The sequence below is a fragment of the Ruminococcus sp. AF37-20 genome (genome assembly GCF_003460465.1).
Classification (GTDB): domain Bacteria; phylum Bacillota; class Clostridia; order Oscillospirales; family Ruminococcaceae; genus Hominimerdicola; species Hominimerdicola aceti.
The window spans coordinates 65280-89383 of the sequence record NZ_QTVE01000010.1; the positions used below are offsets into that span (position 1 = coordinate 65280).

The window sequence follows — 24104 nt, forward strand, 5'->3', positions numbered from 1 at the left end:
TCGTTTTTCAAATTCCTATTATTCTACTTTTTATCTATCTTTATTACACACTTTTTACATAGAGAATTATACCACAAATTTCACAAAAGTCAAGTATTATTGCGACAGCCGTCAAAAAATTCGTCAACAATCACAAACAAATTGTCAGCCAAACCACGAAGGTGACAAAGATAATAAGAGCAAAACATATAAAATAAGCAATACGGATAAACGGGTGATCGCTGTTCGCCCCTACATATAGAAATCAAGATCATCGCCGCAGGCGATACCTTAATTCCTCATTCCTCACTCCTCATTCCTCACTAAAAAAAATCAGTCTTTCGCCTCATACCAGCTCTTGCCGCTGTTTACGTCCACTGTCATTGGCACAGCAAGCTTAACAGCGTTCTCCATTTCATCTTTGAGTATCTTTTCGGCTCTATCCTTATCTTTTTCAGCCGCTTCTATAATAAGTTCATCATGCACCTGCAAAATAAGCCTTGCGTCAAGATCTTCTTCTCTGAGCTTTTTGTATACTCTTACCATTGCTATCTTGATGATATCAGCCGCCGCACCTTGGATAGGTGCGTTCATTGCCGCCCTCTTTCCAAAAGCCTGCAAGACCTTGTTTGAAGCAGAAAGCTCAGGGATATATCTTCTTCTGCCGAAAAGGGTGGTGACATAGCCGTTTTTTATGCCGTCATCAACTGTCTTATCCATAAATTCAGATACTTTCGGGAAGTTGTCAAGATAATTCTTGATGTATCTTTTTGCCTCTGCTACGGTTACTCCGATATCCTTTGACAGAGAAAATGCTCCTATGCCATAGATTATACCGAAGTTTACAGCCTTTGCCGCACTTCTCATTTCAGGGGTGACAAAATCCTCGGGGATATCAAAGACCTGTGCCGCAGTTGAAGTATGGATATCTCTGCCCTCTGAGAAAGCTTCCTGCATATTTTTGTCACCGCACACGGAAGCAAGCACTCTAAGCTCGATCTGGCTGTAGTCAGCGTCAAGAAGAGTATAGCCGTCCTCTGCAACAAAGAATTTACGCATATTCCTGCCTATCTCTTTTCTTACGGGGATATTTTGCATATTAGGCTCGGTGGAGGATATCCTTCCTGTTCTTGTTTCGGTCTGCTTGAAAACAGAATGGACTCTGCCGTCAGGGTGGATAAGCTTCAAAAGTCCGTCAACATAGGTGGAATTGAGCTTTGTGAGTGTGCGGTATTCAACGATAAGAGGCACGATAGGGTGCTTGTCCATAAGGCTTTCAAGAACGTCCGCATTGGTGGAATAGCCCGACTTTGTTTTCTTCTTTGCAGGCAGGCCTAAGTCCTCGAAAAGCACCTCCCCAAGCTGTTTTGTGGAAGCTATATTGAACTCCTTGCCTGCATACATATATATCTGCGAGGTAAGCTCGTCTATCTTTATTTTCAAGTCCTCGCCGAAAGCCTTTATGCCCTCTGCGTCAGCCTTTACACCGTAAAACTCCATTGAAGCAAGCACTTCGCAAAGTGGCATTTCGATATCGTCGAATAGCTTTGTCATTTCTGTCATTTCAAGCTGTTTTTTCAGATTTTCACTAAGAGCAGGCAGGCTTGAAAGGTCTGCATATTCCCCCATATCAGAGCGGTAAAGGCACTTATATGAAAGGCAAAGATTTTCCGCTGTATACTCGCTTGACTGTGAATTGAGAAGATATCCTGCAAGGTCGCAGCAGAAAGTTAGGTTTTCAAGGCAAGTGCCATTTGAGAACGCAAACTTATGGGCAGTTTTGCCCTCAAAGGTTATTTTTTCGCAGGCTGTTCCCATGAAAGAGGTGATAATTGCATTGTCCTCGGTGGTGTAGATAACATCGTTACAGAGGATAGAAAGCTTATTGTCGGCAAAGATAAAATATGCTGTTTTGTCCTTGCCGAGAACAGATATAACGCTCTCATCAAGTGGCCTGACCTCAAACTTAGGCAGGTCGGAAAGCTTGAGCTTGCTTTCCTGCACTGCGCTGTCAGCGCTTTCCACAGCTTTTCCGCTAAGACCCAATCTGTCTATAAGGCGCATCATTTCAAGGTCGGCAAGGAGAGCCTTTGTTTTCTCGGTATCAACCTCGCCCAGCTTATAAAACTCTGTAGCTTTATCCACAGGGGCTTCAAGACATATTTCGGCAAGGAAGCGGCTGTCTATAGCGTCCTGATGACCATTTTCAAGCTTTGTGCGCACAGACGGGGTAAGCTTGATATCTGCAAGGTGTTCATAAAGGGTCTTGACATCGCCTTCCTGCTTGATAAGGGAAAGTGCGGTCTTTTCGCCTATGCCCTTTACGCCTGAGATATTGTCTGAGGTATCTCCCATAAGAGCCTTTACCTCTATCATCTGACGAGGGGTAACGCCGTATTCTTCCATTATCCTGTCAGGGGTATATATCTTTGTTTCCTTTGTGGTGGCAAGGCGCACTGTCACACGGTCGGAAACGAGCTGAAAGCTGTCCCTGTCACCGGTGAGGATATAGCACTCGTTGCCTGAATCTGCGGCGGCTTTTGAGAGCGTACCGAGAATATCGTCTGCTTCATAGCCCTCGCACTGTACTATCTTTATACCAAGGTCGCCCAAAAGCTCTTTTATCACAGGCATCTGCTGAGCAAGCTCCTCAGGCATACCCTTTCGGTTGGCTTTGTAGGCGGCATTCGCCTTGTGTCTGAATGTAGGGGCTTTAAGGTCGAAAGCCACTGCCACGCAGTCAGGCTTTACCTCACCTATCTCCTTGAGGTAAATATTCATAAACCCCGTAAGGGCATTCGTGAACTGTCCCTTTGAATTTGACAGCAGCTTTATTCCGTAAAAAGCCCTGTTCATTATGCTGTTTCCGTCTATGGCTAGTAGTTTCATTTTTTATACCTCAAAAATAATTTTATTCCGAAATCTTATCCAGCGACAGCGTTGCAATGCCGTTAAGGCTTTCGTCTGCTCGTCTGCCTGCAAGATAGTCAAAATATCCCTGACAGGCTATCATTGCACCGTTATCGCCGCAGTATTTGAACTCAGGCATATAAAGCTTATAGCCACGCTTGTCACAGGCTTTCTGCAGCTTCTCTCTTACCCCTGAGTTTGCCGAAACGCCGCCTGCAAGCCCTATGGTAGTATACCCAAGATCTTTTGCGGCAAGCATTGCTTTGTCTACAAGAATGTCGGATATGGTGTTCTGGAACGAAGCCGCCATATCGTTCACATTGACAGTTTCGCCCTTTTGTGCGGCATTATGCACAAGGTTTATAACGGCAGTTTTTAGTCCGCTGAAAGAGAAGTCATATTCACTGCCCTGCACCTTTGGGTGAGGGAGCTTATAGGCATTAGGATCACCTGACTTTGCGGCATTGTCGATAAACTTTCCACCTGGATACTCAAAGCCCAATGTTCTCGCTACCTTGTCAAAGCACTCGCCTGCGGCATCATCTCTTGTTCTGCCTATAACATGATATCTTGAATAATCAAGCACCTCTACAATATGTGAATGTCCGCCTGATACGACCAAGCAAAGATAAGGCGGTTTAAGCTCAGGGTGGGAGATATAGTTTGCGGCAATGTGTCCTGCGATATGGTGAACAGGCACAAGAGGCTTGCCTGCACTCATGGCAAGTCCCTTTGCAAAGCTCACTCCCACGAGAAGTGCTCCGATAAGTCCCGGAGCATAGGTCACTGCAACAGCGTCGATATCCTCCATTGTGCAGTTTGCTTCTTCAAGAGCGGCTTTTGTTACCCATGTTATGTTCTCCGCATGGCGGCGTGAGGCTATCTCAGGCACAACTCCACCATAAAGCCTGTGTTCGTCTATCTGACTTGCAACTATATTTGAAAGCACCGTTTTTCCGTCTTCAACAACAGAGCAGGCTGTTTCATCGCAGGAGCTTTCTATTCCTAAAATCTTCATTTTATTACCCTCTTTTTATTTCGTAAATATACGCATATCATGTCCTTAGATTTACCCACAGAAAATTGGTCACTTCATTTCAACTCACACGCTTATGTGGAACGTGACTCAATAATCCGTCATAACACCATAATCCATAATTTGATTTCAACTCACACGCAGACAAATTGGAGCAAGCAGGCGACCAAAGGTCGCCCCTACGAAAAAATAATCATCGCCGCAGGCGATACCTTAATTCCTCATTCCTCACTCCTCATTCCTCACTTTTCAAGGAAGTCCGTATATCCGCTTCATTTCAGCCGAGTTTCCCCCGTCTGCGGAACGCACATACAAAGGCTTTTCTATCTGCACAAAAGGCTTTCCGCCCTTTTTGCCCTCAACGAGAATAAGCCATGGGGGACACTCTGGGTTTTTGTGAACTGTCCGCAAACGCTTCGGCTCGATGCCGTTGGCTCTCATTGCCGTCATTATATCGCATAGGCGCTCGGGGCGGTTGCATATGCAAAGCCTGCCACCGAATTTCAGATTTTTCTTTGCACATCTGCACACGTCATCAATGGTGCAGAGCATTTCATGCCGTGCGATAGAAACCGCTTCGCTGTCATTCTTCGCACCTGTGTTGTTTATCTTGTAGGGCGGATTGCAGGTGATAAGGTCAAGCTCTTTTTCGCTTCGCCAATCATTCAAGTCGCCCAAAACAGGCTGGATAGTATCTATTTTCGACCTCTCAAGAGATACTTTAAGCTGTTCGTGAGCCTTTTCCTGTATCTCAACTGCATAAATCTTCTGTGGCTTGTAAAATTTGTGCAGAAGAAGTGCTATTATGCCGCTTCCTGTGCAAAGGTCTGCGCAGATATCCTTGTGCCGTCCTGCAGAAAAATCCGCAAGCAGAAAGGCGTCAGTACCAAAGCGGTGTTCGTCAGATATACATATCTCAATGCCCTCGCCCAAGGACTCAAATGTAAAATCGTTATATGTCATTTATTTCTCCATTTTCAGTGGGTTGAAGTGCCATTAAAACAGCATTTTCCATGGGGGCGGTGTAGAAATTTTTTCTCATGCCTACCCTCTCAAAGCCCAATTTTTCGTAAAATTGTATAGCCCCAAGGTTTGATTCCCGCACTTCAAGATACCATTTTTCAGCCTTTGCGGCATTGTATGCGCTGTCAAAAAGGGCTTTTGCAATGCCCTTTCTGCGGAACTTCTCCAAAACGCCTATATTGTTTATCTCAGCTTCTCCGCAGACGCACCACACACTTATAAAGCCTGCGGCTTCGCCATTACAAAGGGCAAGAAACGATATATCGTCAGGGTTTGAAAGCTGTTTTTTGTAGGTTTCAAAACTCCAAGCTTCGGGCAGAATTTTCGCCGCAGTTTGTGAAAAAAGCTGTACGTTTTCCTCTGAAAGAGGCACAATGGTCACATCTGCCACCTTATTCGCCCTCTATTTTCGTGCCAACAAGGCAATACGCTTTGCAGTCGCTCAGAATTTTGACTTTTACATCATGGAAGCCACGCTCTCTAGCCATTGAACGCACCTGCTGAGGAGTGAACTTGTCAAAACCTGTGTCGCAGTACGGGAGCTTATCAAGGTAGCCCTTTGTATAGAATGTGCAGATAAAATTGCCGCCGTCTTTGAGAACTCGCCTTACCTCGTCAAGAACTTTTGCGGTGTCCTCCCAGAAATAAATGGTGTTCACAGTGTAAACAGTGTCAAAAAAATCGTCATTATAAGGAAGCTCCTCAGCTTTTCCCTGCTGTAAGATCACCTTGTTGGTATTCACTCCGTCACGGTTTTTTCGCTTGGCTTTTTCCACCATATCAGCAGAAATATCAATGCCATAGAATTTAGCGTTTATATTCTTGCTAAGCTTTTTGATAGTCACACCGTTTCCAAAGCCTATATCCAATATCCTTGCACCGTCAAGCTTGCAGACAAATTTTTTCACCGCTCTGTAGTGCTCTGCATTGAAAAAATTCATGAATTTTGCACAGGCTATACCGCCCAATCCCTCTGGGTCAGCAAACTGTCCGCCTATGTATTCTTTTATGCTCATAAAATCACCTCAAAAAATCTAAATTAATATATAATACAAATGCGAAAAAACAAGAAAATAAGCTGTGATGGGCAAGCGACCGAAGGTCGCCCACAAGAAATAAACATCGCCGCAGGCGATACCTTAATTCCTCATTCCTCACTCCTCATTCCTCATTTAAACAAGAGTCCGTAAAGCTCCCCCTTAGAAAAACCCGTCGCCTTTGCTATCTCACGGCAGGCGTCAGCTCCACGCATACCCTTTTCCACAAGGGCTTTTACTTGTTCCAAAGCTTCCTCTATATTCTCCGCAGGGCAAAGCTCGTCCTCTTTTGCACCCTCGATAACAAGCACAAATTCGCCCTTTGGCTTGTTGGCTTCATAATACTCTACAGCCTGCGCAAGAGTGGTGCGGAAAACTTCTTCGTGTATCTTTGTAAGCTCCCTGCAAAGAGATATTCTTCTGTCACCGAAATATTCCAGCATATCCTTCAAAGTGTAGATGAGCTTGTGGGGCGCTTCATAGAAAATAAGAGTGTTCGTGCAGTTTTTCACCGATGCAAGATGATTTAATCTTTGCTTCTTGGTGGTTGACAAAAAGCCCTCGAACTGAAATCTTGCAGTGTCAAGTCCGCTTATGGCAAGTGCTGATACCACCGCTGACGGACCCGGTACTACCTCCACTTTCACACCGTTTTCAGCGCACAGCTTCACAAGAAGCTCCCCGGGGTCTGAAATGCAGGGCATACCGGCGTCTGTGACGATAGCGGCGTTCTCGCCTGCCATTATCCTGTTCAAAATGCTCTCGCCCACCTGTTTTGCATTGTGTTCGTGATAGCTCACAAGTGGCGTTTTTATGTCAAAATAATTGAGAAGCTTTGCGGTAACTCTTGTGTCCTCGGCACAGATAAAATCAGCCTTTTCCAGAGTCTCAACTGCACGGTATGTCATATCTCCAAGGTTGCCTATAGGCGTTCCTACTACGGATAAAATTCCCATTGTTTATTCTCCTAACTCGTTTGCAAGTATGTGGTCTATCATCTCATAAAGGTCAGAAATGGTATTAAGCCCACCGCACTGCGCTCTTAGCCTTGCAGAGCCTTTCAGCCCTTTAACATACCATGCGCAGTTTTTTCTGGCTTCTTTCATGCCCTGACGTTCGCCCTTGTATTTGCATATAAGCTCGCAGTGCTTTTTCATCACTGCCATTTTTTCTTCTATGCTCACCTCAGGAAGCTTTTCCCCTGTTTCAAGATAATGCTTCACGTCACGGAAAACCCATGGTCTGCCGTAGCTTCCTCTGCCTATCATCACAAGGTCACAGCCAGTCTGCTCATACATTGCCTTTGCGCTTTCTCCGTCAACAACGTCGCCGTTGCCTATAACGGGTATCTTAACGTTGGCTTTTACCTGCCTTATTATATCCCAATCGGCTTTGCCTGAATAAAACTGCGTTCTCGTCCTGCCGTGACAGGTGACGGCGCTTGCCCCTGCCTGCTCGATGAGCTTTGCAAACTCCACTGCATTTATGCTGTTTTCGTCCCAGCCTGCACGAAATTTCACTGTAACAGGGCAGTTTGCGTTTTTTACCACCTCTCTGCATATCTCTGCCGCAGTGTCAGGAAGCTTCATAAGTGCAGAACCGCTGCCGTTGCCAACTATTTTCGGCACAGGACAGCCCATGTTTATATCAATGATATCAGGGGAATATTCGTTTAGCTTATAGGCTGCTTTTCCCATATAATAAGGATCTTCCCCGAAAAGCTGCAAAGCATAGGGGCGTTCCTCTTTCTCAATCTCGCAAAGACGTGCAGTCTTTTTGTCACCAAAGCACAGACCCTTCGAAGATATCATTTCGCTCACAAGATATGACGCACCGTATTCCTTGCACATAAGACGATATGATTTATCTGCCACCGACGCCATGGGTGCTAATGCGGCGGTCTTTTCTATTTCAACGTTTCCGATAAAAAAACTGTTCATCAAGTCAAATTCTCCTAATATGTTCCAATACATGAATAGTCATAGCGATACTATTTTATTATAGCACAATGCGTGATTTTTTGCAACGATAAAAAGCCATATAACTACACAAAGTAATAAATCGCTGAAACGCCTTGACATTTGCGGAATTTTGCTATAAAATATAATGGTAGTATTATATTTTGTATAAGGAGAATGTTTCATGAATAATTCTGAAAAAACCATGGATAAGATCGTGGCTCTCTGTAAAAACAGAGGCTTTGTATACCCTGGAAGCGAGATCTACGGCGGTCTTGCAAACACTTGGGACTACGGTCCGCTTGGCGTTGAGCTGAAAACTAACATCAAGAACGCTTGGAGAAAGAAGTTCATTCAGGAGAACAAGTACAACGTTGGTCTTGACTCCGCTATCCTTATGAATCCGCAGACTTGGGTGGCTTCAGGTCACATCGGCGGATTCTCTGACCCTCTTATGGACTGCAAGGACTGTAAGACACGTCACAGAGCGGACAACCTTATCGAAGATTTCGACGGCACTAACGTTGCAGGCTGGACAAACGAGCAGATGATGGACTACATCAAGGAAAAGCAGATTCCATGCCCAGATTGCGGCAGCCACAACTTTACTGATATCCGTCAGTTCAACCTTATGTTCAAGACATTTCAGGGTGTAACTGAGGACTCAAAGTCTGAGCTTTATCTGCGTCCTGAAACTGCACAGGGCATCTTTGTAAACTTTGCAAATATCCAGAGAACAACAAGAAAGAAAGTACCTTTCGGTGTTGCACAGGTAGGTAAATCGTTCAGAAACGAGATCACTCCGGGTAACTTTATTTTCCGTGTTCGTGAGTTTGAGCAGATGGAGCTTGAGTTCTTCTGCAAGCCAGGCACAGATCTTGAGTGGTTCAACTACTGGAGAGGCTTCTGCAAGGATTGGCTCCTTAGCCTTAACATCAAGGAAGAAAACCTTCGTCTGAGAGATCATTCACCTGAGGAGCTTTGCTTCTATTCAAAGGCTACAACTGACTTTGAGTATCTCTTCCCATTTGGCTGGGGCGAGCTTTGGGGCGTTGCCGACAGAACTGATTATGACCTTAATCAGCACATCAAGACAAGCGGCAAGAGTCTTGATTACTTTGACCCTGAAACAAACGAGAGATATGTTCCATACGTTATCGAGCCTTCCCTTGGCGTTGAGAGATTGTTCCTGACAGTTGTTTGCGAGGCATATGACGAAGAGAACATCGGCACAGAGGAGAAGCCTGACGTTAGAACTGTTATGCGTTTCCACCCTGCACTTGCTCCTTTCAAGGCTTGCGTTCTTCCGCTTTCCAAGAAGCTCAGCGAGCAGGCAGGCGAGCTTTATGCAGAGCTTTCAAAGCACTTCCTTGTTGACTATGACGAGGCAGGTTCTATCGGTAAGAGATATCGCCGTCAGGACGAGATCGGTACACCATTCTGCATCACATATGACTTCGATTCTGTTGAGGACGGCTGTGTAACAGTAAGAGACAGAGATACAATGGAGCAGGAGCGTATCAAGATCGACGAGCTGGTAGCTTATATCGAAAAGAAGATAGCTTTCTAGTAAAATAAAGATCTTTGCGGGCGGACGGTTTGTTCGCCCGTTTTTTATACCCGTTTTTACAATAAAAAGCTTTACAAAATTGGCGAGTTGTGATATAATATGTTTGTATATTTTTACGAAAGGACGTCCTTGCCATAAAAAATATATTCGACTCACATTGTCACTATGACGATCACGCTTTCGATGAGGACAGATACGAAGTCCTTGACAGACTTCTTTGCGACCCTGACTCTCCTGTAGACAAGGTCTGCCATGCTGCAACAGACGAAAGATCGTCTTTGTTCGGAATTGAAACTGCGAAAAAATATGAGAATTTCTATACCTCTGTGGGCTTTCACCCTGAGTGTATGGATACTCTTCCTGAAAATTATATGCAGGTGCTTGACGAGCTTTATTTGAAAGCCTGCTCTACTCACAAGCTTGTTGCGGTTGGTGAGATAGGACTTGACTATCATTATGAGGGATATGACAAAGAAAGACAGATAAAGCTTTTTGACAAGCAGGTGGAATATGCTGTGAAGAAAAGTCTGCCTGTTATAGTTCACTGCCGTGAAGCCACTCAGGACTGCCTTGACGTGCTGAACAAATATGCGCCGTCAGGTGTAGTTCACTGCTTTTCAGGCTCGGCGGAGACCGCAGAGATAGTGCTTGGGCTTGGTATGTACATCGGGTTTACAGGTGCGCTTGCTTTTAAAAATGCTAAAAAAGCCAGACGTGCTCTTGAAGTTGTCCCAATGGACAGACTTCTTCTTGAAACGGACTGTCCTTATATGGCGCCCCCTCCTTACAGAGGACAGAGGTGCGAAAGCCCTATGATAGAAGAAGTGGCAAAGGTCGTGGCTGAGATAAAAAAACTCGATCCGCAGGAAGTGCTTGACATTACAAATAGAAACGCTTGCCACCTGTTCGGGATCGAATACGAGAAAGGATAAGAGAACAAAATGACAGAAACTATGTATGTAGTGATACCATGCTACAATGAAGAACAAATGTTGCCTATCACAGCGAAAGCGCTTATAAAAAAGCTCGATGAGCTGAAGGCAGAAGGTCGTATCGCACAGAACAGCAAGGTCATGTTCGTTGACGACGGCTCAAAGGACAAAACGTGGGAGATAATACAGAAGCTCCACGAAGCAAGCCCTGTTTTCACAGGTCTTAAACTCTCAAGAAACAAAGGTCATCAGAACGCACTGCTGGCTGGTCTGATGACGGCAAGAAACTATGCTGATATCATTGTTTCCATGGACGCTGACTTGCAGGACGATATAAACGCTATTGACGGCTTCCTCGATAAGAGGGCAGAGGGCTGTGATATTGTTTACGGCGTTCGTTCATCGAGAGAAAAGGATACCGCCTTCAAGCGTGGAACTGCTCAGGCTTATTACAAGCTTTTGGAGCATATGGGCGTTGAGATAACATATAATCACGCTGACTACAGACTTATGAGCAAAAGGGCTATAGACGCTCTGGCAGAGTTTAAGGAAGTGAATCTGTTTCTGAGAGGTCTTGTGCCTATGGTTGGCTTCAAGAGCGACATCGTTAAGTATGTAAGAAACGAGCGTGTGGCGGGCGAATCTAAATATCCGCTGAAAAAAATGCTTTCCTTTGCAGTTGAGGGAATAACCTCACTTTCTGTAAAGCCTATAAGATTTATCACCACCATCGGTATAATAGTATTTTTAGTATCACTTATAATGCTTATATATTTCCTTATAACATGGGCAGTGGGACACACTGTTCAGGGCTGGGCTTCAACTATCACGTCTATATGGGCGATAGGCGGACTTCAGCTTTTGGCTATAGGCATTATCGGAGAATATATAGGTAAGATCTATTTGGAAACAAAGGCTAGACCTAAATTTATAATCGAAACAAATCTTGAAGAAACAGACAAGGAGTAATTAAAAATGGCAGAACTCAAGGCTAACAATCAGAAACCAAATTTCGACAACAACCCTAAGCTTATAGAAGCTATCGCAGAAATGAGAAAGAATTTCTGTGCCGAAACTCAAAACAAGGTAATAAACACAGCACTTGCCTGCACATTTCTCGTGCCTGCAATGGTAGAAAAGACAACAGAGCTTGTTGCTGACGCTGAAAACCATGTTAATTTTGAGGACAAGAGCAAGGCTAAGTTCATTCTTCTCAACAACAACAAAACAAACGGCACATTTTTCCCTGTTTTCACTTCCCCGGAGGAGGCTAAAAAACTTCAGTATGACAAGCCATTCCAGAGCTTTGCAATGAGATTTCAGGATATAGCTGCTCTCACTGAGCAGACGCCAAAGGTACAGGGCTTTGTTGTAAACCCATTTGGCGAGAACCTTCCTTTCACTCAGGAAATGCTGGAGTCTATCAAGCAGACTCTTATAAAGGTAGCAAAGGAGCGCAAGGCGGCTAGAGAAGCTGCTGAAAAGGGCGAAGCTCCTGACATTGCTGTTACAAACAACGAAACAGCAGAGTAAGATACTTAAGCATATCGGAGGACGAACTGTGTTCGTCCTCTTTTTTTTACCTGTCTATAAAAATCTAATTACAGAAGTCCGTGTCTTATTTTTACGAAAACTATGCTTAATATGGTTGACAAAAATTATGCCGTGTGTTATAATTGTAGTAATATGGTGGGAAATAAAGCGTGTTATTTGTGCAGTGTTCACTATCACGCACCACGCAAAAGACTAAAAGGTTCTGCTTTTAGAAATTTTTTTCGTGATCTGAGGGAGTATATATGGCTAACGAAACTGAGCTTGAAAAAATTGACCGTGCTGCCGAATACTTTGAAAGATATTTTGAGTTTGAGGACGCTGTAACGGTCAGCAAGGAAAATAAAGAATACCTCAAAACTTATATCCATGACAACGATTATGTTGTTAAAAACTTCAATATAAAAAATAAAATAATTAAGTCTTTAGGCATAAGCATCGGCATTGGATTGGCAGCTTTCCTGCTGCTGTGGCTGCTCCTTGGCACAAAGCTTATTATAGTGGGCATTATTGCAGGTGTACTTATTTTTATCGGTGCAGGCGTTTTCGGTATCGCACTGAACAAATACAGACTTACTGCTGCTGAACAGAAGCAGGTTGAAGTGAACGAGGGCATCAACGAACAGATAATAATGCTTGATGACAGAATAAAGCAGGTAGAACGTCAGAGAGATGATTACTACAAGGCTCTTGAAAAGAGAGTGCCTTTCATGTCACTTGACTATATGAAGAACGTTCAGCAGATAAAACAGTTTCTTGTGGACGGCAAGGCTGACACCTGCGAGGAAGCTGTGGATATGTTCGAGGAGTCGATGCTTTTACAGCAAATGACGGATATCATGACAAAGAGCGAAACTATCGAACCTGTCAAGGACGATAAGGAACGTTTCGGCGACCCTTTGAAGATAATAAAGGAAAACAAGAAGAAACGCAAAAAGGAAAAGAAAGCAAAAAAAGACAAAAAGTAACTTTCGACCGCAGCAGCATTTTACGCCGCTGCGGTCTTTCTGTGAAGATCCACAATTTGCTATAGATAGGATAATGTATGAACGAGAAAAAAGATATTCTAACAAAAACATGGGTAGTGGCTGTCCTTGCGTCCATATGCTGTATGCTGTGGGGAAGTGCTTTTTCCTGCGTGAAAATAGGCTACAGCCTTATGAACATAACCACCAATGACAGCGGCTCCCAGCTTGTGTTTGGGGGCATAAGATTTTTTGTGGCAGGGCTAATGGCTCTTGCCATGGGAAGCGGAGCGGAGAGAAAAATTCTCCTGCCAACAAAGACTTCCATACCAAAGATCATGATAATAAGCCTTTTTCAGACAATTTTGCAGTATTTTTTCTACTACATAGGTCTAGCCCACACAACGGGGGTAAAGGCAGCGATAATAGTTGGGGCGAACGTTTTTATTGCGATACTGGTGTCATCGCTTTTATACAAGCTTGAAAAGCTCACCGCTGTGAAAATAGCAGGCTGTATACTTGGTTTTTCGGGGATAATCATTATAAATCTTGGGGGACTTTCGGGGGTAAGCTTCAATTTTCTCGGGGACGGATTTATTTTTCTTTGCACCTGTGCATACGCTTTTTCATCGGTGTATATGAAGCGCTATTCCGAAACAGAAGACCCTGTTATGCTTAGCGGCTGGCAGTTCGTTTTCGGTGGAGCAGTTCTCACTGTCATAGGCTTTTTAATGGGTGGCAGGCTTGGTCACATGAGCGCAAAGGCTTTTTTGATGCTTTTGTATCTTGCCTTTGTATCAGCGGCGGCATATTCGCTGTGGGCAGTGCTTTTGAAGCACAACCCTGTTTCAAAGGTGGCGATCTTCGGCTTTATGAACCCTGTGTGCGGAGTGTTGCTTTCAACTATTCTGCTTGATGAAAAAGGCATTTTTGGCGTTCAGGGGATAGCCGCACTTATCCTTGTATGCTCGGGTATCTTTATTGTTCAGAGAAAAGGAAATAAATAATATCAGGCTCATGTGCTTATTGCATATGAGCTTTTTTATTCAAAATCGTTCTAAAGACTGTTTAAAATGTTGATTTTTATATGTAGCTGTGTTATAATGAATTGTGTATGGTTTTTTACCAATATATTATCAGTAAAGAAAAAGAGGACAAGACAATGTTTAAGAAAAACGGACTTCTAAAAAGCCCTGACAGCAAGCCAAAAGAAAAGTATCTGCTGCTGTTTGCGGTGGCTTTTATCGGCATGATGATCTCGTTCATACCGTCAATGATAGTGAACAAGGGCATCTTTCTCTACTATGGCGACTTCAACTCACAGCAGATGATGTTCTATCAGCACTGTCATGACGCTGTTCGCAGCGGAAACATGGGCTGGGATTGGGGAACGGACTTAGGCTCGAGCTTTATAGGCTCATATGCTTTCTATCTCCTTGGCTCGCCATTTTTCTGGCTCACTACACTTTTCCCGTCAGGTGCAGTGCCTTATCTGATACCATGGCTCCTTGCGCTGAAAACGGCTATCGCCGCAATAACAGCCTACGCTTACATCAGATTTTTTGTTGACAACACAAGCGCCTGCTTTATAGGCGGTCTGCTTTACGCTTTCTCAGGCTTCCAGACCTACAACGTTTTCTTCAACCACTTCCACGACGCAACTGCGTTCTTCCCTCTCATGCTTTTAGGATTTGAACTGTTGGTTCAAAAGAACAAGAAGGGTCCGTTTGCGGTAGCGGTAGCTATTTGTGCGACCATAAGCTATTTCTTCTTTGCCTGCGAGGTCGTATTCATTGTTATCTACTTCTTCCTGAGATGCCTTGACAAGGACTTTGAAATCGACATGAAGAAGTTCGGTCTGCTTATCCTTGAGGCTGTTATCGGTGTGATGATATCCGCTGTTATCTTCTTGCCGTCAGCGCTGAGCGTAATGGGCAACTACCGTGTAAACGAAAGACTTTATGGACTTGACCTTGTTATATACGGTGAAAATGTAAGAATACCAAGAATCATCCAGTCATTCTTTATGCTTTCCGATATGCCTGCAAGAATAAATATCCTTAACTCAGACAAGGCAAGATGGGCTTCAATGGCAGGTTATCTGCCTATGTTCTCAATGGCAGGCGTTATCGCATTTATGAGAACGAGAAAGAAAGGCAAAGACAGTTGGCTTACAAAGGCTATTATCGTGTTCGGCATAATGGCTTGCGTGCCTATATTGAACTCCTCTTTCGTCCTTTTCAATGCGTCATATTATGCAAGATGGTATTATATGCCTATACTGCTTATGTGCCTTATGACAGCAAAGGTCATCGCAGAAAACAAGGACGATCTGAAAAAGGGATTTGTGCCTGTTTGTGTAGTATGTGCGATATTTATTGGCATCGGTCTGCTTCCGACAAGCGAAAACGGCGTTGTATCCTATGGCAAAGTGCCTGAATATATCGAGCTTTACTACATTCAGGCTATCGTTACCATAGTAATGATAATAATGCTTGGCACGCTTATATATGTGGTCGCAGAGAAGAAGCTCGACTACATGAAGATCGCTTCTGCTATGACGGCGGTTGCGGTGGTCATCTGCATGACTTCTTCTATCGTATACGGCGTAACCCAGGGTACTGACAACACCGACTACATCAACAGATCAATAAACGGTGGCGACAACATCAACATGGATAAGCTGGAGTCTGGATCAGAGAACTACAATGCTGACAACAATTTCTACAGAATAGATACCTCAGAAAATGTTGACAACTGGTGTATGTTCTGGAAGCTTTCATCAATGAGATGCTTCCACAGCGTTGTTTCAACATCTATTATGGATTTCTACAGCTCTATCGGACAAACGAGAGATGTTGCATCAAGAATGGAAACTAAGGTCTATCCGCTAAGAAGCCTGTTCTCCGTAAAATACTATTTCAATGAACTTACTGAAAGCGAGAGAAAGGGTATCACTGAGGTATCGAAGCCTGAAACTCTTGCAAATCTCTACGGCTTTGAATATGTTGATACTCAGAACGGTTTCAACATTTACGAAAACAAATATTATGTACCAATGGGCTTCACATATGATTACTACTGCCTTGACAGCGACATTCAGAAGGCTTCAGAGGTAGACAAGACATCAATGCTCATGAAAGCCCTTGTGCTTACCCCTGAGCAGGCTGCAAAATACAATAATATTCTTAGCTACTACAGCTTTAAGGGCACTGACTACTCAACAGATCAGTATTATCAGAACTGCCTTGACAGACGTGCAAACAGCTGTTCATCATTCAGTTATGATTCTTACGGATTCAACGCCAAGATCGACCTTGACAAGGATAACCTTGTGTTCTTCTCAGTTCCATATGATGACGGCTGGAGCGCAAAGGTGAATGGTCAGGACGTGGAAATAGAAAAGGTGGATTACGGCTTTATGGCTGTTCTTTGTCCTGCTGGATCAAACGACATCCAGTTCACCTACGAAACAAAGGGACTTTTCTGGGGCAAGGTAATAACAGCCGTTGGCTTCGGCTCGCTTATCGTTTACCTTGGCGCAGTGAGATTTACAGGCAGAAAGAAAAAAGAAGAAGCTCAGCCTGTTGAAAAGAACGCATAACCTGAAAGGGAGGATATAAAATGTATCAGAACGAAAAAACTATCAGTGAAAAAGAGATATACAAGGGCAGGGTCGTTCACCTGACTTGTGATGAAGTGAAGCTTGAAAACGGCTACAAGACGCTTAGAGAGGTCATTCATCACCCCGGCGGAGTTTGCATCGTTGCTCTTGATGAGGACGAGAATGTTTATTTTGTAAAGCAGTTCCGCTATCCTTTCAAGACCGCACTTATGGAGATACCTGCAGGAAAGCTTGAATACGGTGAAGATCATTTGGAGTGCGGAAAGCGTGAGCTTAAAGAGGAGATAGGTGCAACCGCAGAAAAAATGACTTATCTTGGCTGTATTTATCCTACAGTGGCTTATGATACCGAGATAATCCATATGTATATGGCAGAGGGACTTGATTTCGGTGAGCAGCACCTTGACGAGGGCGAATTTCTTGACGTAACAAAAATGCCTCTTGAAGAAGCTTACAAAATGGTCATGGAAAACAAGCTCCCTGACGCAAAGACAACTGCGGCTATACTGAAAACTTATCTTATCAAAAAGGGTATGTAGTCTATAATATTTTAACCATGCGATAAAAGAAACGGTCGAACGCTGTTCGCCACTGCATATATAAAGGGTACTGTCAACGTGGCAGTACCCTTTTTTTGTGGTGAAAAAAAAGATCGCCCACGCACCGAAGTGCATGAGCGTCTTTTTTATAGTAACTTAGATTACTTTTCCTCAGTATTGTAAAGCTTAGCGTATCTGAGCAGATAATCATATCTGTCCTTAGCGTTCTGAACAGCCTTACCAAAGAGCTTCTCAGCTCTCTCAGGATTCTGTCTAGCAAGTGCGTTGTAACGTACCTCGCCCATGATGAAGTCCTTATAGTCAGCTGTTGGAGCCTTAGAATCAAGGATAAATGGATTCTTGCCCTCTGCCTTAAGACGTGGGTCGAATCTGTACAGATGCCAGTAACCAGCCTGAACAGCCTTCTTCTCCTCTGTCTGAGCGATTGACATACCACCCTTGATACCATGGTTGATACATGGAGCATAACCGATGATGATTGAAGGGCCGTGATAAGACTCTGCCTCGTGAATAGCCTTGATGCACTGGTTGTAATCAGCACCCATTGCAACGTGAGCTACATATACATAGCCGTAAGACATTGCGATACCTGCGAGATCCTTCTTCTTAACTTCCTTACCAGCTGCTGCGAACTGAGCGATAGCACCTGTTGGAGTTGACTTAGAGGACTGTCCGCCTGTATTTGAGTAAACCTCAGTATCGAATACGAAGATGTTTACGTCCTCGCCCTGAGCGATAACATGGTCAACGCCTGAGAATCCGATGTCGTAAGCCCAGCCGTCACCGCCGAAGATCCACATTGACTTCTTTCTCAGATAGTCAGCGTCCTTAAGGATCTCCTCAGTAGCCTTATTCTTTGTCTTCTTGAGAGCTGCGATAAGGTTATCTGTAGCTGCTGAGTTCTTCTCACCGTCATCTACTGTTTCAAGATACTCTTCGCAAGCCTTCTTGAGAGCTGCTGCCTTAGTTGTCTTAGACAGTTCAAGAACCTTAGCGATAGTTCTGTTTCTGATAGTTGACTGTGCAAGGAACATACCGTAACCATACTCGGCGTTATCCTCGAACAATGAGTTAGCCCAAGCCGGACCCTTGCCGTCCTTGTTTACTGTGTATGGAGTTGAAGGAGCAGAACCACCCCAAATTGATGAACAGCCTGTTGCGTTAGCAATGTACATTCTGTCACCAAAGAGCTGTGTGATGAGCTTAGCATAAGGTGTTTCACCGCAGCCTGCGCAAGCGCCTGAGAATTCAAGCAGTGGCTGCTTGAACTGTGAGCCCTTAACTGTTGTTGCCTTGAACTTCTCGAATACTTCCGGCTTTTCAGCAAGTGTAAGACCATAGTTGAATACTTCCTGCTCAGCGAGCTGAGTTTCAAGTGGCATCATGCTGAGAGCCTTGTTGCCCTTCTTACCAGGACAAACATTTACGCAAGAACCGCAGCCTGTGCAGTCCAGAGCAGACATTGTCATTACGAAGTTGTAACCAGGCATACCTGTCATAGCTACTGCCTTCTCCTGAGCAAGCTTTGGAGCCTTCTTCAGCTCAGCGTCTGTCATTACAACAGGTCTGATAACTGCGTGTGGACATACATATGAGCAGAAGTTACACTGGATACAGTTGTCGCCATTCCATGCAGGAACGTCAACAGCGATACCTCTCTTCTCAAATGCAGCAGAACCCTGTGGGAATGTGCCGTCTGCCATACCTGTGAATGTTGAAACAGGGAGCTTGTCGCCTTCCTGAGCGTTGCAAGGGATCTGGATGTTGTTTACGAAGTCCTGAAGTGTCTTATCTGCGCACTTAGCGGCAGGCATACCCATTGGAGTATCCTTGCACTTCTTCCAAGATGCAGGAACCTTAACTTCGTGTACCTGCTGACAGCCAGCGTCAATAGCGTCATGGTTCATCTTAACGATAGCGTCGCCCTTCTTAGAATAAGAAGCTGTAGCAGCGTCCTTCATGTACTTGATAGCGTCGTCGATAGGAATGATGTTAGCAAGCTTGAAGAATGCAGACTGAAGAACAGTGTTTATTCTGTTGCCCAGACCGATCTCCTTACCGATCTTAACGCCGTTGATCGTATAGAACTTGATGTTGTTCTCAGCGATATATCTCTTTACCTGACCTGGGAGGTGCTTATCCAGCTCTTCATGCTCCCACTGGCAGTTCAAAAGGAATGTTCCGCCTGGCTTGATATCCTGTACCATGTTGTACTTAGTGATATAAGACTCGTTATGGCAAGCAACAAAGTCAGCCTGATTGATAAGGTATGTTGACTTGATAGGTGTCTTACCGAATCTCAGGTGAGAAACTGTTACACCGCCTGACTTCTTAGAGTCATATGCAAAGTATGCCTGAGCATACAGATCTGTATGGTCACCAATGATCTTGATAGAGTTCTTGTTTGCACCAACAGTACCGTCAGCACCAAGACCCCAGAACTTACAAGCAGTTGTGCCTGCTGGGGCAGAGTCAAGCTTGCCCTCAGTTTCGAGAGAGAGGTTTGTAACATCGTCTTCGATACCGATAGTAAATCTTGGCTTATATGTATCCTTCCAGCTTGCATTCCAGTAAACAGCCTTGATCTGTGCAGGAGTTGTATCCTTAGAACCAAGACCATATCTGCCTGAAGCGATAGCTACATCATGGAACTGTGTACCCTTAAGAGCAGCAACAACGTCAAGATAAAGAGGCTCGCCCTCAGAACCTGGCTCCTTAGTTCTGTCAAGAACTGAGATCTGCTCACAAGTTGAAGGGATAGCTTCAACGAGCTTGTCAGCACGGAAAGGTCTGTAAAGTCTAACCTTAACAAGACCGAGCTTTGTGCCTTCCTTCTCGTTGAGGTAATCAATTGTTTCTTCGATAGTGTCACAAACAGAACCCATAGCTACGATAACGTGTGTAGCGTCTGGTGCGCCGTAGTAGTTGAACAGCTTGTAGTTTGTGCCGATCTTTTCGTTTACCTTGTTCATGTAATCCTCTACGATGCCAGGGATAGCGTCATAGTATGGGTTACAAGCTTCTCTTGCCTGGAAGAAGATATCAGGGTTCTGAGCTGTACCTCTAAGTACAGGATGCTCAGGGTTAAGAGCTCTCTTTCTGAACTCCTCTACCTTCTCGAAGTTTACCATATCTCTTACGTCTTCCATATCCCATGTCTCGATCTTCTGGATCTCGTGAGATGTTCTGAATCCGTCAAAGAAGTGGATGAATGGTACTCTGCCCTCGATAGTTGAGAGGTGAGCAACTGTACCCAGGTCCATTACCTCCTGTACATTTGAAGAACAAAGCATAGCGAAACCTGTCTGACGGCAAGCATAGATGTCAGAATGGTCGCCGAAAATATTAAGTGCGTGTGAAGCTACACATCTTGCAGATACATGGATAACGCAAGGGAGAAGCTCACCTGCGATCTTATACAGGTTAGGGATCATAAGAAGAAGTCCCTGTGATGCTGTATATGTTGTTGTGAGCGCACCGGCTGCAAGTGAACCGTGTACTGTACCTGAAGCACCTGCCTCAGACTGCATTTCTGCAAGCTTTACAGGAGTGCCAAACAGGTTTTCCTTACCCTTGGCAGCCCACTGGTCTGTTACTTCTGCCATAACAGATGATGGTGTGATTGGATAGATAGCAGCAACTTCTGTAAATGGGTATGACGCCCAAGCAGCAGCGTTGTTTCCGTCCATGGTTTTCATTTTTCTTGCCATTTTAGAATCATTCCTTTCTCGATATTTCAAGCAAAAGCTCAAAACTCAAATTTCCTTTTTAGCGTACTTTTTCAAGCACGTCTGTTTAAGGACAGCAGATATTTTCTTCAAAAGTAAGCTGTAACAAACTTTCTCAGGATACATCTGTTTTAACTCTTATAGTATACCACTTATTTTTCAATTTGTAAAGACCTTTTACCACATTTTTTCTTGATTTATACGCTGTAAACCCCCTATTTTCGGTTAGTTATGACTTCCTCATATTTCAGACGTGTTGTATTAAGGAGATAAAAAAATGCCTGACGAAACAGACATTTTTTATATATAAAGTGTAAAACTAGCAGTTCATAAGAAGTTCGGCGAGGGCGTTGAGTATCTTATCCACATCGACATCAGAGCTGAATTTTACATCAAGCTTTGAGCCGCCTTTTTTATCCTCGCTTAAACTTACACGAAGCTTATCGGTGGCCTGATTTACTCTTATCTCAAACTCAGTATACATAGGATTTGTGATAGTACGCTTTATTTTCTTCTCAGCTTTTTTATTTGTTTCCAAAGCGGCGATAGCTTTTTCAAGCTCTCTTACCGTCCAGCCATTTTCTATACACTCTGTGGCAAGCTTTTCCTGAGTATCCTTATCCGCAACGCCTGCAAGCACCTTTGCGTGACCCTCGGTGAGCTTTTTGTCACGGAGCATTTTCTGCACATTTTCGCTAAGGGAAAGAAGTCTGATAGAGTTTGCCACAGCGGAACGTGAACGTCCAACAGCTTCTGCCACCTGTTGCTGAGTAAGACCATAGGTTTCCATAAGAGTCTGATAAGCTTCAGCCTCCTCAAGAGGTGTAAGGTCTTTACGCTGGATATTTTCAATAAGGGATATCTCAGCTGCTTCAAGATCGGTAAGCTCCTTTATATAAACAGGTATCTCATCAAGTCCAGCCAGACGTGCCGCACGCCACCTGCGCTCGCCTGCAACTATCTTATATCCACCATTGTCAAGAGGTCTTACAAGTATAGGCTGCAAAACACCATGCTGTCTGATATTTTCAGCAAGCTCATTAAGAGCGTCCTCGTCAAACTCAGAACGTGGCTGATTTTTGTCAGGCTCGATAAGAGATATCCTTACTGTGGAAATGCCATTTTCGCCATCATCATTTTTTACCGATTCACTATCAGATCGTGCGATCCCATCTATAGAATTATCAAAGAACAGGCTGTCCAAGCCTCTGTCCATTTTGCTTTTTTTAGCCATTGTATTTTCCTTTCACATTATAAGATACAATGTTCCATGTGGAACATTATTTTTTCTTTATTTATTCTTTGCCGCTTTTTTCTTTTCTCTTTTAGCTATTTCTTTTGCAAGATTTTCATATGCCTTTGAGCCTTTTGCCTTCTTATCATAATAAATAGCCGGCTCACCAAAGCTTGGGGCTTCCGACAAAGCAACGTTTCTCGGTATGGTAGTTTCAAAGACTTCCTTTGCAAAATGCTTTTTGACCTCGCTTATTATCTGACCTGTTATCTTGTATCTTTCAACGCACATTGTAAACAAAATGCCCTCGATATCAAGGTCAGGATTGAAAGAAACTTTTACTCTGTTGATAGTATTGTGAAGCTCAACAAGACCCTCAAGTGAAAGAAACTCGCATTGGAGAGGGATAAGTACAGAATCAGCCGCCGCAAGCGCATTTATTGTGAGCATATCGAGAGTTGGTGGACAATCTATAAATATGTAGTCATAAAATTCTTTTGCAGGCATAAGAGCGTTGCGAAGCTTCATTGCTCTGTCCTTTTCATTCACAAGCGACACAGATGCACCTGAAAGGTCCTGAGTTGTCGGCACAACTGAAACTCCACGGCAGGCAGTTGGCACGACAGCTTCAAATATCGAACATTCTTCAAATATTACATCAAATACTGTATTTCTGATACTTTTTTTCTTTATACCAAAGCTTGTGGTAGTATTGCCCTGTGGGTCAAAGTCAACGATCAGGACTTTTTTGCCCTTTAGTCCAAAAACCGCTGCAAGATTTACAACAGTAGTAGATTTTCCAACGCCGCCTTTCTGATTTGAAACGGCAATTATTTTCCCCATATTCTTGACCTCTTTTCTAAGTAGAATTATATCATATTTATTATACTACAATTTTTCACTTTTGAAAAGACCCTTTTACAAATTTTCTTGAAAATGTTCCACATGGAACAAATCAGATTTTTACTTTATCCGACAAAGCCCATGACAATTTAGAAAATAATACAAAGAATAAAGTATCAATATCGAAATCAAGGTCATAAAGAGCAGAAAAGTTTTCTGAATAAAATATAGAATTGAGGATCGTGAAGTGTTATGATTATTTTAAAACGAAACGGAGGTATAAAATATGAGCATTTTTCCAAAAACATTAACAAAAGCTTTCAGCGAAGAAACTGACGAATCACAAAGGGCTTCACCCTATCAGACGTTAGGCAAAATAATCGACATTTCCATAGGAGAGATAAGGCCGAACCCTGTTCAGCCAAGGCGATATTTCTCATCTGCCGAACTAACAAGCCTTGCAAAAAGCATTTCTCAGGACGGGATCATACAACCTCTCACAGTGCGGCGTGTAAAAGGCACTTTTGAGCTTGTGTCAGGCGAACGGCGTTTGCGTGCGGCAAAGCTTGCAGGATTAAGGTCAGTGCCGTGTATACTTATCAATGCCACAGAGGAACGTTCGCAGGTCATTGCACTTATAGAGAATATCCAACGTTGTGACCTGAACTTTTTTGAAGAAGCCGAAGCGATCTCTCAGCTCATCACAAAATATGGCATGACTCAGGAATCTGCGGCTATTCGTCTGGGACTTGCTCAATCCACAGTTGCAAACAAGCTTCGTATTCTGAAACTTAACGCTGAGGAACGCAAAATAATTCTCGATAACAATATGTCAGAACGTCACGCAAGGGCTTTGCTAAAGATCACAGATAATGACCGCAGGCTTGCTGTGTTGACCAAAGCGGCTGAAAGTGGTTGGACAGTTGACACATTGGAAAAATATATTGCCAAGCTTCTGAAAGATGATGAAAAGCGTGCAAGCTATCACAAAAGAGCGGCTATGTTAAAAGATGTTAGATTATTTTTCAACAGTGTCAATAAGGCAATAGATGTTATGAGATTGGCAGGAGTGAACGCTGACGCAAAACGTATCGACCACGAGGATTATATCGAATATATTATAAAAATACCATCGGAAAAGCAGGCAGAATAA

At 43.7% G+C, this 24104-nt stretch carries 19 protein-coding genes; 9 read left to right on the forward strand and 10 right to left on the reverse strand.

Annotated features, from left to right (window positions below):
* Nucleotides 1-312: 312 nt before the first annotated feature.
* The 7 genes from polA to dusB form a co-directional block, all read right to left on the reverse strand.
* On the reverse strand, nt 313-2868 hold the full coding sequence (gene polA / locus DW015_RS08170; RefSeq protein ID WP_117905282.1) for a DNA polymerase I: 2556 nt from the start codon (nt 2866-2868) through the stop codon (nt 313-315).
* A gap of 22 nt (nt 2869-2890) precedes the next feature.
* Complete coding sequence (gene tsaD / locus DW015_RS08175; RefSeq protein ID WP_117905283.1) at nt 2891-3907, reverse strand: tRNA (adenosine(37)-N6)-threonylcarbamoyltransferase complex transferase subunit TsaD; 1017 nt, start codon at nt 3905-3907, stop codon at nt 2891-2893.
* A gap of 267 nt (nt 3908-4174) precedes the next feature.
* A complete protein-coding gene (locus DW015_RS08180; protein WP_117905284.1) occupies nt 4175-4888 on the reverse strand; it encodes a methyltransferase in 714 nt (237 codons plus the stop codon).
* On the reverse strand, nt 4878-5330 hold the full coding sequence (rimI, locus tag DW015_RS08185) for a ribosomal protein S18-alanine N-acetyltransferase (protein ID WP_117905315.1): 453 nt from the start codon (nt 5328-5330) through the stop codon (nt 4878-4880). Before rimI ends, DW015_RS08180 begins: the two co-directional genes overlap by 11 nt.
* Before the next feature lie 10 nt (nt 5331-5340).
* Complete coding sequence (locus DW015_RS08190; protein WP_117905285.1) at nt 5341-5964, reverse strand: class I SAM-dependent methyltransferase; 624 nt, start codon at nt 5962-5964, stop codon at nt 5341-5343.
* A 152-nt stretch (nt 5965-6116) separates the two neighbouring features.
* The gene (rsmI, locus tag DW015_RS08195; protein ID WP_117905286.1) at nt 6117-6941 is read right to left on the reverse strand and encodes a 16S rRNA (cytidine(1402)-2'-O)-methyltransferase; all 825 of its coding nucleotides are present in this window, start codon (nt 6939-6941) and stop codon (nt 6117-6119) included.
* A 3-nt stretch (nt 6942-6944) separates the two neighbouring features.
* Nucleotides 6945-7925: a tRNA dihydrouridine synthase DusB gene (dusB, locus tag DW015_RS08200; protein WP_117905287.1), complete on the reverse strand. Its 981-nt coding sequence runs from the start codon at nt 7923-7925 to the stop codon at nt 6945-6947.
* A gap of 202 nt (nt 7926-8127) precedes the next feature.
* Between dusB and DW015_RS08205 the strand changes: the two genes are divergently transcribed.
* The 8 genes from DW015_RS08205 (at nt 8128) to DW015_RS08240 (ending at nt 17125) form a co-directional block, all read left to right on the forward strand.
* Entirely contained in the window at nt 8128-9513 is a 1386-nt protein-coding gene (locus DW015_RS08205; RefSeq protein ID WP_046439559.1) for a glycine--tRNA ligase, read from the forward strand.
* 143 nt (nt 9514-9656) lie between these two features.
* Nucleotides 9657-10445 (forward strand): TatD family hydrolase, encoded by a 789-nt coding sequence (locus DW015_RS08210; protein WP_347501037.1) that lies wholly within the window; start codon nt 9657-9659, stop codon nt 10443-10445.
* A gap of 9 nt (nt 10446-10454) precedes the next feature.
* Nucleotides 10455-11414, forward strand: coding sequence for a glycosyltransferase family 2 protein (locus tag DW015_RS08215; RefSeq protein ID WP_117877458.1), 960 nt, complete (start codon nt 10455-10457; stop codon nt 11412-11414).
* 6 nt (nt 11415-11420) lie between these two features.
* The gene (locus DW015_RS08220; protein WP_117877460.1) at nt 11421-11978 is read left to right on the forward strand and encodes an SseB family protein; all 558 of its coding nucleotides are present in this window, start codon (nt 11421-11423) and stop codon (nt 11976-11978) included.
* Nucleotides 11979-12241: 263 nt separating this feature from the next.
* Nucleotides 12242-12964, forward strand: coding sequence for a hypothetical protein (locus tag DW015_RS08225; RefSeq protein WP_117905288.1), 723 nt, complete (start codon nt 12242-12244; stop codon nt 12962-12964).
* A gap of 77 nt (nt 12965-13041) precedes the next feature.
* A complete protein-coding gene (locus DW015_RS08230; protein ID WP_117897127.1) occupies nt 13042-13968 on the forward strand; it encodes a DMT family transporter in 927 nt (308 codons plus the stop codon).
* Nucleotides 13969-14123: 155 nt separating this feature from the next.
* Nucleotides 14124-16565 (forward strand): YfhO family protein, encoded by a 2442-nt coding sequence (locus tag DW015_RS08235; RefSeq protein ID WP_117905289.1) that lies wholly within the window; start codon nt 14124-14126, stop codon nt 16563-16565.
* Nucleotides 16566-16585: 20 nt separating this feature from the next.
* The gene (locus DW015_RS08240; protein WP_117905290.1) at nt 16586-17125 is read left to right on the forward strand and encodes an NUDIX hydrolase; all 540 of its coding nucleotides are present in this window, start codon (nt 16586-16588) and stop codon (nt 17123-17125) included.
* Nucleotides 17126-17286: 161 nt separating this feature from the next.
* Here the strand turns inward: DW015_RS08240 and nifJ are convergent, their stop codons facing one another.
* The 3 genes from nifJ to DW015_RS08255 all read right to left on the reverse strand — a co-directional run bounded on the left by nifJ (nt 17287) and on the right by DW015_RS08255 (nt 22951).
* Entirely contained in the window at nt 17287-20856 is a 3570-nt protein-coding gene (gene nifJ / locus DW015_RS08245) for a pyruvate:ferredoxin (flavodoxin) oxidoreductase (protein WP_117905291.1), read from the reverse strand.
* 337 nt (nt 20857-21193) lie between these two features.
* The gene (locus DW015_RS08250; RefSeq protein WP_117905292.1) at nt 21194-22108 is read right to left on the reverse strand and encodes a ParB/RepB/Spo0J family partition protein; all 915 of its coding nucleotides are present in this window, start codon (nt 22106-22108) and stop codon (nt 21194-21196) included.
* A gap of 57 nt (nt 22109-22165) precedes the next feature.
* Entirely contained in the window at nt 22166-22951 is a 786-nt protein-coding gene (locus tag DW015_RS08255) for an AAA family ATPase (RefSeq protein WP_117905293.1), read from the reverse strand.
* Nucleotides 22952-23237: 286 nt separating this feature from the next.
* Between DW015_RS08255 and DW015_RS08260 the strand changes: the two genes are divergently transcribed.
* Nucleotides 23238-24104, forward strand: coding sequence for a ParB/RepB/Spo0J family partition protein (locus tag DW015_RS08260; protein ID WP_117905294.1), 867 nt, complete (start codon nt 23238-23240; stop codon nt 24102-24104).